16 protein-coding genes are annotated in these 12012 nt (G+C 36.0%); 14 read left to right on the top strand and 2 right to left on the bottom strand.

The window, feature by feature from the left end; all coding sequences use genetic code 11:
- Window positions 1–513 (top strand): adenine phosphoribosyltransferase, encoded by a 513-nt coding sequence (locus tag IGJ04_RS01755; RefSeq protein ID WP_002357441.1) that lies wholly within the window; start codon window positions 1–3, stop codon window positions 511–513.
- Between the two features lie 106 nt (window positions 514–619).
- Here IGJ04_RS01755 and IGJ04_RS01750 read toward each other — a convergent pair whose 3' ends face one another.
- Complete coding sequence (locus IGJ04_RS01750; protein WP_002360203.1) at window positions 620–817, bottom strand: hypothetical protein; 198 nt, start codon at window positions 815–817, stop codon at window positions 620–622.
- Window positions 818–1010: 193 nt separating this feature from the next.
- Window positions 1011–1664: a PAQR family membrane homeostasis protein TrhA gene (gene trhA / locus IGJ04_RS01745; protein WP_002357443.1), complete on the bottom strand. Its 654-nt coding sequence runs from the start codon at window positions 1662–1664 to the stop codon at window positions 1011–1013.
- 131 nt (window positions 1665–1795) lie between these two features.
- Between trhA and IGJ04_RS01740 the strand changes: the two genes are divergently transcribed.
- From IGJ04_RS01740 to IGJ04_RS01680, 13 genes are all read left to right on the top strand, one after another.
- Window positions 1796–2638: a DegV family protein gene (locus IGJ04_RS01740; RefSeq protein WP_002357444.1), complete on the top strand. Its 843-nt coding sequence runs from the start codon at window positions 1796–1798 to the stop codon at window positions 2636–2638.
- Between the two features lie 103 nt (window positions 2639–2741).
- Window positions 2742–3641 carry an SGNH/GDSL hydrolase family protein gene (locus tag IGJ04_RS01735; RefSeq protein WP_438839827.1) on the top strand — a complete coding sequence of 300 codons (900 nt, stop codon included), beginning with the start codon at window positions 2742–2744 and terminating at the stop codon, window positions 3639–3641.
- Window positions 3634–4287 (top strand): YpmS family protein, encoded by a 654-nt coding sequence (locus IGJ04_RS01730; protein WP_002357446.1) that lies wholly within the window; start codon window positions 3634–3636, stop codon window positions 4285–4287. The genes IGJ04_RS01735 and IGJ04_RS01730 overlap by 8 nt, the downstream gene beginning before the upstream one ends.
- A gap of 16 nt (window positions 4288–4303) precedes the next feature.
- Window positions 4304–4819 (top strand): peptide-methionine (S)-S-oxide reductase MsrA, encoded by a 516-nt coding sequence (gene msrA / locus IGJ04_RS01725; protein WP_002357448.1) that lies wholly within the window; start codon window positions 4304–4306, stop codon window positions 4817–4819.
- A gap of 5 nt (window positions 4820–4824) precedes the next feature.
- On the top strand, window positions 4825–5043 hold the full coding sequence (locus IGJ04_RS01720) for a YozE family protein (RefSeq protein ID WP_002364020.1): 219 nt from the start codon (window positions 4825–4827) through the stop codon (window positions 5041–5043).
- An 87-nt stretch (window positions 5044–5130) separates the two neighbouring features.
- Window positions 5131–6573, top strand: coding sequence for a S41 family peptidase (locus IGJ04_RS01715; protein WP_025192032.1), 1443 nt, complete (start codon window positions 5131–5133; stop codon window positions 6571–6573).
- Between the two features lie 18 nt (window positions 6574–6591).
- Window positions 6592–7146 carry a signal peptidase I gene (gene lepB, locus IGJ04_RS01710; RefSeq protein ID WP_002382369.1) on the top strand — a complete coding sequence of 185 codons (555 nt, stop codon included), beginning with the start codon at window positions 6592–6594 and terminating at the stop codon, window positions 7144–7146.
- A 114-nt stretch (window positions 7147–7260) separates the two neighbouring features.
- A complete protein-coding gene (locus tag IGJ04_RS01705) occupies window positions 7261–7710 on the top strand; it encodes a hypothetical protein (protein WP_002360207.1) in 450 nt (149 codons plus the stop codon).
- A 148-nt stretch (window positions 7711–7858) separates the two neighbouring features.
- Window positions 7859–8227: a GntR family transcriptional regulator gene (locus IGJ04_RS01700; RefSeq protein ID WP_002357453.1), complete on the top strand. Its 369-nt coding sequence runs from the start codon at window positions 7859–7861 to the stop codon at window positions 8225–8227.
- Window positions 8224–9078 carry an ATP-binding cassette domain-containing protein gene (locus IGJ04_RS01695; RefSeq protein WP_173951156.1) on the top strand — a complete coding sequence of 285 codons (855 nt, stop codon included), beginning with the start codon at window positions 8224–8226 and terminating at the stop codon, window positions 9076–9078. Before IGJ04_RS01700 ends, IGJ04_RS01695 begins: the two co-directional genes overlap by 4 nt.
- Before the next feature lies 1 nt (window position 9079).
- Window positions 9080–9811 (top strand): hypothetical protein, encoded by a 732-nt coding sequence (locus IGJ04_RS01690; protein ID WP_002371093.1) that lies wholly within the window; start codon window positions 9080–9082, stop codon window positions 9809–9811.
- A 192-nt stretch (window positions 9812–10003) separates the two neighbouring features.
- Window positions 10004–10684, top strand: a complete 681-nt coding sequence (locus IGJ04_RS01685; RefSeq protein WP_002357457.1) for an ABC transporter ATP-binding protein — start codon at window positions 10004–10006, stop codon at window positions 10682–10684.
- The gene (locus IGJ04_RS01680) at window positions 10685–11968 is read left to right on the top strand and encodes an ABC transporter permease (RefSeq protein WP_438839826.1); all 1284 of its coding nucleotides are present in this window, start codon (window positions 10685–10687) and stop codon (window positions 11966–11968) included.
- Window positions 11969–12012: the final 44 nt, after the last annotated feature.

The following is a 12012-nucleotide window of genomic DNA, read 5'->3' as shown; positions in this document are numbered from 1 at the left end:
ATGGATTTAAGAGATTACATTGCAAGCATTCCAGATTATCCTGAGAAAGGGATCGTGTTCCGTGACATTTCTCCATTAATGGCTAATGGGGATGCCTACCGTGAAGCAACGAAACAAATCGTGGATTACGCGAAAGAAAAAAGAATTGATATGGTTGTAGGACCGGAAGCTCGTGGCTTTATTGTCGGCTGTCCAGTGGCTTATGAACTAGGGGTTGGCTTTGCTCCGGTTCGTAAAAAAGGAAAACTTCCTCGTGAAACCATCGAAGTGACTTATGACTTAGAATATGGTTCAGATACATTAACGTTGCACAAAGATGCCATCACACCAGGCCAACGTGTTTTGATTTGTGATGACTTGCTAGCAACTGGTGGTACAATTAAAGCAACCATCGAATTAGTCGAACAATTAGGTGGTATTGTGGTTGGTTGTGCGTTCCTAATTGAATTAATGGATTTACATGGCCGCGATAAAATTGATGGCTACGATATTGTTACCTTAATGGAATACTAATCTAATTTAATTAGAAAGAGCGAAGGAATTTAATCCTTCGCTCTTTCTTTGACATATTTATAAAAACGGAGCGTAGCTTGGGGGGAACACACCGTTTTATTATTTATTAAGGGAACTTACGATAAACGTATCTTGCTTGCTGTTGTTTACGTGTACGTGTATAACGCTTCTCATCCCATGACATAAACCAAAGAATAAATAACGGCGTCACGATCATAAAAGCAAGACGTAATCCTAATGTTCCCAAAAAAATACCTATAACCAATACAAAAAATAAAAATCCAACACGACGAATTGCTTCCATGTGTATCACCTCTTCATTTGATTCGAACGAGTGTTCGTATTGTTATTATACGAATGTATGTTCGTTTTGTAAAGTCTTTTCTACTAATTTATGTTAAAATAATTCGAAAAGAAGAATATTCCTTTATAATAAAGAGATTTAGGGCAATAAAAGAACACGATGCTCAAAGCATCGTGTTCTTATTGTGCTGTGATTACGTATAAAAGAGAACAGAAAAATACATGAGGATCGCTGCAAGCATGACGAACAAGTGCCAAACTACATGCATAAACCGCACATTTTTCAATGAATAGAAGGCTGCACCTAATGTGTAAGACACGCCCCCTGCGACCAATAACGCTGTTCCTGTAAACCCAAGAGATTCATATAACGGACGAGCAGCGATGATACAGAGCCAACCTAAAACAATATAAATAATCGTTGAAATGTTTTTCACTGTTTCTTGTTTATGCAACGTGAGGGATTTATAGACAATACCGACAATGGCGATTAACCAGACTAAACTAAATAAGGTCCAACCTAACCAACCGCCAATACTAATTAAGCAAAACGGCGTATAGCTGCCAGCAATCAATAAGAAAATAGAACTATGATCGAAGACCTGAAAGACCTTTTTGGCTCTTGTAAAAATTAAACTATGAAATAACGTTGAAGATAAAAAAAGTAGAATCAACATGGAGCCATAAATAGCATAAGATACCACGTGAATCGGTGAGCCTAAACGAGCTCCTTTAACAAGTAAAATGACTAAGCCAGCAATACTTAAACCTGCGCCTATGCCATGTGTAACTGCATTTAAGACTTCGTTCACGATTAGGTATTTTTTTGAGAAATGCGTTTTTTCCAATAAATTCACTTCCTTTATTTTAATTTGATGAAAAATTCGGCAGTGTCTGTTATACTATAACTAGATAATTAACCGTTTAATGGTATTCTACCATGAAAACAGGTTCCTTTTAAAGAAAGAGTGATAAATTTATGACAAACGTTAAAATCGTAACGGATTCTTCATGTACGATGGAAAAAAGTCTTAGAGATGAATTAAATATCCATATGATGCCTTTATCAATTATGGTTGATGGCGTTGTTTATCCAGATGATGATCATTTGCCAGGCGAAAAATTTATGGACATGATGGCTAATGCGAAGGCCTTACCCAAAACGAGTCAACCACCAATTGGTGAATTTGTAGAATTATATGATCGCTTAGGTGAAGATGGCAGTGAAGTAATTTCGATTCACATGACAAAAGGCTTAAGTGGAACGGTTGAAGCGGCCCGTCAAGCTAGCAACTTATCATCAAGTAAAGTAACGGTGATTGATAGCGATTTTACAGACCAAGGTTTGTCTTTCCAAGTCATTCAAGCAGCAAAATTGGCACAAGCGGGAGCGGGTGTTCCAGAAATTTTAGCTGAAATTGAACGCGTCAAACAAAATACTAAATTATACATTGGCATTTCAACATTGGATAATTTGGTTAAAGGTGGACGAATCAGCCGTACAACAGGATTATTATCAAACATTTTTAATATGAAAGTTGTCATGGACTTTGAAAATACGGAATTGATTCCTGTAGCGAAAGGCCGAGGCGTTAAAACGTTTAATAAATGGTTTGACGAATTGAAATCAGAATTAAGTAAGATTCCAAATGTTCGACAAATTGGCATTTCTCATGCGGATGGGCTAGAACTAGCAAATGGATTCAAAGAAGGATTACAAGCAATCTTTAAAGACATGGATATTCCCGTATTACATACGAATCCAGTCATTGCAACACATACAGGAAAAAATGCCTTTGCTATTATGTACTATACAGACTAAGAAATAACGAGGTTGGGTCTCGCTCTTAAATGAGTAGACGCAACCTCTTTCTAACAAGAAAAGGAAAATTTCTTGTTGGTTTATTTAAAAGGAAGTGACGAAGATGAAAAAACAAACACAGCATATTTTGCTGACCGTCTTAACACCTATCCTCATTGCGCTAGGTGTTTTTACATTGTTAAGTGTGGCCATCCCCAAAGCAAAGCCACTATTAAAGCAAGAGAAAGTGGCCACAACTGCTCAAAAAAATCAAAAAGAAGTCATTCATTATACAGCTATCGGTGATTCTTTAACTGAAGGAATTGGCGATTTGACGAATAGTGGAGGTTTTGTTCCTATTGTGGCAGATGATTTAAAAGAACACTACAACTTGAACGGTGTTCAAACAGACAATTTTGGGAAAAATGGGGATCGTAGTGATCAAATTTTAAAACGAATCAAAGAGAAACCTGAAATTCAAAAGGGCCTTGCCTCTGCGGACGTGATTACGCTAACGGCTGGTGGAAATGACTTAATGAAAGTAATTAGTAGTAATATTTTCGACTTGAAAGTCAGCTCGTTCAATCGTCCACAAAAAGCCTATCAACGCCGAGTAAGACGACTACTTGAAGAAATCCGAGAGTACAACGAGAAGGCCCCTATTTATGTCTTAGGAATTTACAATCCCTTCTACTTAAACTTTTCCGAAATTACAGAAATGCAAGAAATCGTTGATAACTGGAATCAAGCAACCGAAGAAATGGTTCAAGAGCAAAAACGAGCCTATTTCATTCCTATCAATGATTTACTCTATAAAGGTCGTGGCGATGAAGTTGGCGTAACCGGTGGCGACTCAGAAACTACAGGAAGTAGTGCTAGCAAAGAGGATTTAAACAATTTGTTATATGAAGAAGATCGCTTCCATCCGAATAATCTTGGCTACCAAATTATGGCCGGAGCTGTCCGGGATGAAATGGTCAAGACAGAGAAAGAATGGATAACCAAATCAGAAGGTAGTGAATAAAATGAATGAAGAAAAGCCAAAAACAAGTAAATCAATTAAAAAGACACAACCAACCAATCTTAAACGAAATCCCTGGAAAATCGCTTTTCTTGTTCTAGTGGGTTTAGTCATTGGTAGTGTAGCTTTCGTGACATTTCGAGCAACACAAGTTCGCGAACCAGATTTAAAGAAAATACCAGCAATTGTTGAAAAAGAAGGCGAGCCAGTCGTCACCATTCAGTCAAAAAAACAACAAGTGAACAAACTGATTGACTTTTATTTAGCCGACTTTCAAAAAGGTTCGGAGATCAAATATAAATTTTATTTAGAAAATGATGCTTTATTAAATGGAACATTTCAGGTGTTAGGGCATGACATTCCTTTTTACTTATATTTTGATCCTTACGTGATGGCGAATGGTAATGTACAATTAAAAGCAAAAAGTTTATCTATAGGAACGTTAGGCTTGCCAATTAAAGAAGTATTGAAATTTGCTAAACGTTCTTACAAACTACCTAAATGGGTTGAAATCAATCCAGATGATCAAACTGTTTTATTACGTTTAGATCAGTTTAGAATGCAAAATGGTCTATTTGTTCGAGCAGAAAAGATTAATTTAGTTGACGATGACATTCGGATGAATATATACTTGCCAAAAGAGAAATAAAAAAGGAGTGTTAGAGATGGAAGAAAAAGCAATTTTTGCAGGCGGCTGTTTCTGGTGTATGGTGCAGCCTTTTGATACACAACCAGGGATTATCTCAGTTGTTTCGGGTTATACAGGTGGGCACGTGCCTAATCCAACATATGAACAGGTTCTAACACACACAACAGGCCATACGGAAGCAGTAGAAATCACCTTTGATCCAGCGATTATTTCTTACGAACAATTAGTGGACATTTATTGGCAACAAACGGATCCTACTGATGCTTTCGGTCAGTTTCAAGACCGCGGCGATAATTATCGGCCAGTTATTTTTTATCGTTCTCAAGAACAAAAAGAAATTGCTGAGAAAAGTAAAGAACGTCTAGCTAATAGCGGCCGTTTTACAGAACCAATTGTTACCACCATCGAACCAGCAGCACCATTTTATCCTGCTGAAGAATACCATCAAGACTTTTATAAAAAAGACGCTTTGCGTTATGGATTGTCCCATCAACGTAGAAGTGAATTTATCGAAGAAAAATGGAGTGATTAATTTACATGAGACGAAGCTTTTACCATTACTTAATGACATTAAAAGGTCCGGCTAAAGATTCTGAAACTGATTTTGCCAATGAAGCGGCCAAAGATATTCAGTTTCCAAAACAAACCGAGGATTATCATGAACTTTCTTCTTATTTAGAAATGAATGCTGACTATTTAAGCAACATGGACATCTTTGATGAGTTATGGGAAAAGTACCTTGAAAACAATAAATAAATCCAGAGGAAAAGCAAACAAAGCTTTTCCTCTTTTTTCATTCATGTTATAGTAAACAAAAGTAGTGACGAATTTGTTAGAAATGAGATGAAATATATGAAGAACAAACGAACTGTTCCTTTTTATCAATATATTATTTCGCTCCTCTGTGTCGCATTTTTAGCTGGAGGAAGTAGTTATATTTATTTTGATCATCGTGTTAAAAAGATGAGTCAAGAAGGGGCAATTACCAATGCTGATTTAAGCAAAGTGCAGGATTTATATAATGAAATTAGTACCAATTATGTAGGTGAAGTAGATAAAAATGAATTAGTTGAAGGCGCCTTAAAAGGCATGTCTGAAGCCATTGGAGACCCATACTCAACTTATCTAAATGAATCTGCTGCCAATGATTTAAACGAAAGCTTATCTGGCGATTTTGAAGGAATTGGTGCCACTATGACAATGAAAGATGGCGAACCAGTTGTAGCAGAGGCACCTGTAGCAGATTCCCCAGCTGAAAAAGCGGGAATCAAAGAAGGCGATATTATTGAAAAAGTTGATGGTACAGCTACAAAAGGGATGAAACTAGCAGAAGTCGTGTCAAAAGTCCGAGGTAAAAAAGGAACTTCCGTTGAATTGACTATCCAAAGAGAGGGAGAAACTAAAAATATCTCAATCAAACGTGGGAAAATTCCCGTTAAAACAGTGACAGGTGAGTTAGACAAAAAAGATGCACAAATTGGCTCGATTAAAATTACGTCCTTTGGTAAAAAAACATATCAGGAATTGAAAGAAACAATCACGAATTTACGAGACAAAGGAGCTAAATCCTTTGTAATTGATGTACGCCAAAATCCTGGTGGACTGCTAGATCAAGCAGAGCGAATGGCCAGTATGTTTTTAAAAAATGGCGAAACAATTGTTCAATTTGAAGACAAAAAAGGACGTACGATGAAAGAAGTTGCTTCCAAAGAATTAGACGACGGCTTTAAAGTAAAAGAACCTGTTGCAGTTATCATTGATGGCAATAGTGCCAGTGCATCCGAAATTTTTGCTGCAGCACTGCATGAATCTGCGAATGTCCCATTAATTGGAACGAAAACATTTGGCAAAGGAACGGTCCAAACGGTGAAGGATTTAAATGACCAAACCGAAATAAAATTGACTGTTTTAAAATGGTTAACACCAAAAGGCGAATGGATCAACGAAAAAGGAATTGAACCAACCATCAAAGCTGATTACCCCGAGTATGCCTATTTAAAATTGATTCCTCGCGATAAAACGCTAAAAGAAGGAGATCAATCTGAAGATATTCAGAACTTAAATGCTATTTTAGCTGTATTAGCGTATCCTGTTGATGAAAACAATGCAAACTACACCGCAGAAACAAAAGCAGCGGTTAGCGATCTTCAACAGAAAAATGGCTTGCCTATAACTGGAGAAATCGACAATGAAACAGCCACAAAAATTGAAGCCACTTTAGGTAAATTAATTCTTGAAAATGACGCTGCTTACGATACAGCAGTCAAGGAAATTCAAAAAAACTAGAAAAAAGGTGGCACGAAGTTGAAGAAGAAACGTGATTATGTTGGGTATTTAATGTACTTTCTGAAAATCTTAGTACCAGCAATCGTAGCCGTTTTTATTTTAAGAGGATTTTTCCTGATTCCTGTTCGGGTGGATGGCCATTCCATGCAAAAAACCTTGAATCAAGGAGATATGATTGTGATGGAAAAATTCTCCGCCATTAAACGGTTTGATGTGGTGGTCTTTAAAACAGACACAGGATCGATTCTGATTAAACGTGTGATTGGTTTACCAGGAGAAGCTGTGCGTTACGAAAACGATCAATTATATGTCAATAATCAGCCAATCGCTGAACCGTATTTAACTAAAAACAGAAAAAAAGATCATGAAACGATGCCTTACACTACGAATTTTGATTCAAAAGAATTGTTAATGCAAGAAAAATTACCTAAAGATAGCTATTTTGTGCTTGGTGATAATCGCCGTATGTCCAAAGACAGCCGTTCTTTTGGTGCAATACATGCAGATCAAATCTTAGGGAAAGCACAATTTGTTTATTACCCACTCACTCATATGAAGATCATTCCTAAATAAGTAAGACCACTAGTTCGTTTATTTAAATAACGACTAGTGGTCTTTTCTAATCTGAAAAATTGTTCTCTTAGCTGAAAAATGTTAAGGTTAAAGTAATGATAGATGTAGGAGGTCATGCAAATGATTAGAAAAACAATTTTAGCAAGTTCTATCTTAGGCGTTGGGTTGCTAATTGGTGCATGTGGGAATCAAACCCAAACTCAAATGAATTCAACCAATACCAGTGAATCATCACAGCCTAAAGTAACTGAATCAAGTCGCAAGTCATCTGAAAGTGCGTCTAATAACGAAGGTGTATCAAGCGATTCTAATAAACCCACAAGTTCCACTACAGAATCAGAAATCTTAAAAGGTCTGGCGGAAGAAAAAACGCTAAAAGAAAAAATTCCGTCCTTGAATCAAACAACGATTAAGAAAGTCACTGATAATGAGTATAAACGCATTCTTGTGATGGAAGAAAAGGCTACAGGAACAACCTATAAAAGTATTTTGATAAAAAAACAAAATCGCTTAAAAATTGTCAACGAAACAACCGATGAATTGTTATACAATGGAACCCTATAAGAACGAAACCATTTAATAAACTCAAAAGTATAGCCATTGTTTTCAAAGAAAAATTTCTTTGGAAACAATGGTTTTTTTGTTGACAAAAGAATTTCTAAGATATATAGTTAGTTACATAAGTAGTTAACCGTTTAAGCGAGGTGTAAAAATGGAATTTAATTTTTCGGGGGAAAAGCCTTTATTTCAGCAAGTAGCCGATCAGATTGCTGAAGGAATTTTTAATGGCGCTTACTTAGAAGGCGAACAAATTCCCTCAACCACAGAAATATCAAAAAGTTACCAAATCAATCCAGCCACCGTTTTAAAAGGAATGAATTTATTAGTAGAACGACAGTTGATTGAAAAGAAACGGGGGATTGGCATGTTTGTTTTACCAGGCGCTCAAGAGAGAGTAAGAAGTGCACGGAAAGAAGAATTTTTAAATAAAGAAGTCTTAGAAGTTGTCGCAGAAGCTAAAAAATTAGGGATTACAGCTGAACAATTAAAACAACTAATTGAAAGAGGGTATGACGCATGAGTTTGCGGGTGGAATCAGTAAGTAAAAAATATCATCAAAAACAAGCACTAGATAATATTTCAATTACTTTTGAAAAAGAAACGATTTATGGGCTCTTAGGCAGAAACGGGGCTGGTAAAAGTACGTTATTAAATATCATAAATAATCGAAGTTTTGCCACTTCAGGTTCCGTTAAATTGGCGGGAGAAACAGTGACCGATAATGAGGCTGCTTTGACTCATATTTACTTAATGAGTGAAGATAATTTGTTTCCTCCTCAGTTAAAAATTAAAGATATTTTTAAAACGACTGAAGGTTTTTATGGATCCTTTGACTGGTCTTTAGCCGAACAAATGTTAAGCGATTTTGGTTTAGATGGTAAAAAGACATTCAAAAAATTATCAACTGGTTATCGGAGTATTGCTAAACTAATAGTGGCGCTATCCGTCCCCTGTGAGTATATTTTTTTAGATGAGCCAGTCTTAGGTTTAGACGCCAATCATCGGGAATTATTTTATACTTATTTAATTGAGACATACCAAGAACGTCCCCGTACGTTTGTGATTTCTACCCATTTGATTGAAGAAATTGCGAATTTATTAGAAGATATTATCATCATTGATCAAGGAAAATTGATTCGCGCAGAATCTATTGAAACAATTTTGAAAAACGGTCGCATTGTTTCTGGGCCGAAAGAACAAGTAGAGCGCTATACTCAGTCATTGGAAATCTTAGGCATGGACACTTTAGGTGGAGCAGTTACGGCTTACGTGTACGGCGACTTGCCGACTGAAAAAGCAGAGGTTCAAATTGCGCCGCTAAATTTACAAACATATTTTGTACAATTAACCAATAGAAAGAAGGAAAAGTAAAATGAAATTTAAAACAGCTTTGCGGTATCGTGTTATTTATCAAGTCCGTTCTTTAGCAATTTATTTTGGCTTTTATGCTTTGTTCGGCATTCTTTTTCCTCTTATTGGGTTGCTCTTTTCTAACGACGTGAACACTGTCAGCTCTGATGCAGTAATTCCTTGTCTGGTTTTTATGGGGATACTATCATTTTTAGGGGTAAACACAGATTTTAAACTGTTTATTCAAAACGGGCTTTCCCGCTGGACGATTTTTTTGGTGAATTTTGTAAGTAATGCTATTTTATCTTTGGTTGGATCCTTGGCTGTACTTGTACTGATTAAAGTATTTAGCGGCAATTTCATTTCTCATTTTCAATTATCAATGAAATTAATTGATGTCTATGCGCAAGGAAACTTTTTCATGTCGTGGTTGCTCTTTTTTATCTTACTAATGCTTAGCGGCTCACTTGGCTTGTTAGCAGGTGTCTTTAATGATCGGATAGATGGCGTAAAAAAACTCATTGTTTTATTGCTGTTATTAATGATTCCTATTTTACTGGGCACGATTGCACAATTAGGGGGGGCACCAATGCGCCTGAGAATGCTCCATGTCTTGCAAGCAATGGTTGGTTATCAATCCACTGGTTTTACTGTCCTACCACTTCTTCTGACAATCAGTTGCTTTGTTGGCATTAATCTTGGTTTGGCCTATTTATTGAATAAACATCGTGAAATTAAACGCGTAAATGCATAACTAATTAATAAGAACATGTTCAATGAGGTGAATTTGGAACATGTTCTTATTGTTTTAATTGAGAGATACATCGGAAGTACCATGACAAAGGAAAGGGCTTCCGTCAAAATAGAAAGAGAAGAAAGGAGTATGAAAAGAGTAAAAAACTTTGTAAATAAGTAAACGACAAAGAATGAAAAATGGAGGGGTAACATGGCGGTAATTGAAGCAAAAAATATTAAAAAAAGTTATGGAAAGAACGAAACAAAATTTGATGCGTTAAAAGGTGTTGATTTAAAAGTTGAAAAAGGTGAATCTGTGGCCATAATTGGTAAAAGTGGCTCTGGGAAATCAACATTTATGCACATTTTGGCATTGTTAGATCAACCAACTTCAGGAGATATTTATTTAAATGGTAAAAATGTTACTAGTATTAGAAAGAAAGTGCTGAATAAAACGAGAAATGAAGAATTTGGTTTTGTTTTTCAACAATTCTTTATGAATGCCAAGGATACAGTTTTAAATAATGTTCTTTTACCATTAAAAATTGGTGGAATTTCCGGTAGCAAGAGGAAAAAGATGGCTTTAGATGCGTTAAAAGCAGTCGGTTTGGAAGATAAAGTTCAAAACAAAGCGAATAATTTATCTGGTGGTCAAAAACAACGGGTATGCATAGCGCGTGCTTTAGTTAATAATCCGCAAATTATTTTTGCGGACGAACCTACAGGAAATTTAGATTCTGCCACTGGGAAGAAAATTGAAGAATTATTATTTGATTTAAATAAAAATAAAGGAATTACCTTAATTATTGTGACACATGATCCAGATTTAGCAGCACGTTGTGATCGGCAAGTTCATGTTCGAGACGGCTTGATTGTAGGAGGAGATGAGTAAATGAAATTTAGAGATATTTTAAAATCAGCTAGTACCAATTTAATGCGTAATAAAGGCCGAACCGTATTGACCATTATTGCAATCTTTATTGGAGCATTTACCATAGCTTTAACTACAGGAGTCAATATTGGTGTAAATGATTATATTGACAAACAAGTCGGCAGTGTCGGTGGTGCAAATCAGCTATTTATTCAGCCAAAAATGGAGATGAATGTTGGTAACGGAACAGAACCAAGTAAATATAATCCAGAGAAAAAAACCAGTACGATTCAACAACAAAGTATGCTTGCTGAAAAAGATATTGAGAAGATTAAAAAAATCTCGGATATTACATCAGTGGAACCAATGAAATCCGTTGCTATCGATTATATAAAAGGAGCAGATAAGCATAAATATGTATTTTCAGCAACTTCTGCGCTAGATGAGATGACCATTGATTTAGCGGCTGGCCGTAAAGTTTCGCAAACGAGCCAGGACTTCGAAATTAATTTGTCACCAGAATATGTAAAGGCACTCGGCTATACATCTAGTAAAGCTGCCGTGGGAGAAACAGTTCAATTAGGTATCTCAAGTTCCTTGAAAGGACAAGAGCAAGTTATTGAAGCAAAAATTGTTGGCGTTAGAAATACCAGTGTCATTCAAAATGGGCTCTCGCTGATGAATAAAGTATTGATTGATAAAGTTGTCTCAATCAATCAAGCAGATCTTCCAGAACATTTAAAAAATCAATACGCGATGATTATTGCTGAAGTTAAAAAAGACAGCACGCCAGAGCAGATTAAGGACATCAAAAAAGACTTAGATAAAGCTGGCTATTTAGCGACTACTGTCGAAGATGAAATTGGTATGATTCGTAATATAATCAATGCAATCACTGGTGTTTTAACCATGTTTGGTGCAATTGCCTTGTTAGCTGCAAGCTTTGGCATTATTAACACGCTGTATATGTCTGTCCAAGAAAGAACGCGAGAAATTGGTTTAATGAAAGCCATGGGTCTTAGCAATGGGAAAGTCTTTACAATTTTTAGTGTTGAGGCGGCTTTAATTGGCTTTTTTGGCTCAATGTTAGGCATTTTAGGAGCTGTTGGGGTTGGAAATTTAGTTAATCGTTTGGCAACGGATTCTTTTTTAAAGGCTTTAACAGGATTTAAATTAATTCAATTTTCATTGCCATCTTCACTAATGATTATCTTAGTTATTATGTTTATTGCTTTTTTAGCAGGAACTTTACCAGCTCGAAGAGCAGCCAAATTAGATCCAATTGAATCTTTACGTTATGAATAATAGACTAAAAACAGCTACTTTCTCTCAATTTAACTAAAGCATAT

It is taken from the genome of Enterococcus sp. AZ050, from assembly GCF_051715085.1.
GTDB classification, from domain to species: Bacteria; Bacillota; Bacilli; order Lactobacillales; family Enterococcaceae; genus Enterococcus; species Enterococcus faecalis.
Note: the sequence above shows the minus strand (reverse complement) of the source record. Positions and strands in the feature narration are given on the sequence as shown.

Coding starts and splice junctions, on each gene's coding strand:
- IGJ04_RS01755 (WP_002357441.1), top strand. CDS start 1: ATGGATTTAAGAGATTACATTGCAAGCATTCCAGATTATCCTGAGAAA.
- IGJ04_RS01750 (WP_002360203.1), bottom strand. CDS start 817: ATGGAAGCAATTCGTCGTGTTGGATTTTTATTTTTTGTATTGGTTATA.
- IGJ04_RS01740 (WP_002357444.1), top strand. CDS start 1,796: ATGACAAACGTTAAAATCGTAACGGATTCTTCATGTACGATGGAAAAA.
- IGJ04_RS01735 (WP_438839827.1), top strand. CDS start 2,742: ATGAAAAAACAAACACAGCATATTTTGCTGACCGTCTTAACACCTATC.
- msrA (WP_002357448.1), top strand. CDS start 4,304: ATGGAAGAAAAAGCAATTTTTGCAGGCGGCTGTTTCTGGTGTATGGTG.
- IGJ04_RS01720 (WP_002364020.1), top strand. CDS start 4,825: ATGAGACGAAGCTTTTACCATTACTTAATGACATTAAAAGGTCCGGCT.
- IGJ04_RS01715 (WP_025192032.1), top strand. CDS start 5,131: ATGAAATATATGAAGAACAAACGAACTGTTCCTTTTTATCAATATATT.
- IGJ04_RS01705 (WP_002360207.1), top strand. CDS start 7,261: ATGCAAATGATTAGAAAAACAATTTTAGCAAGTTCTATCTTAGGCGTT.
- IGJ04_RS01700 (WP_002357453.1), top strand. CDS start 7,859: ATGGAATTTAATTTTTCGGGGGAAAAGCCTTTATTTCAGCAAGTAGCC.
- IGJ04_RS01695 (WP_173951156.1), top strand. CDS start 8,224: ATGAGTTTGCGGGTGGAATCAGTAAGTAAAAAATATCATCAAAAACAA.
- IGJ04_RS01690 (WP_002371093.1), top strand. CDS start 9,080: ATGAAATTTAAAACAGCTTTGCGGTATCGTGTTATTTATCAAGTCCGT.
- IGJ04_RS01685 (WP_002357457.1), top strand. CDS start 10,004: ATGGCGGTAATTGAAGCAAAAAATATTAAAAAAAGTTATGGAAAGAAC.
- IGJ04_RS01680 (WP_438839826.1), top strand. CDS start 10,685: ATGAAATTTAGAGATATTTTAAAATCAGCTAGTACCAATTTAATGCGT.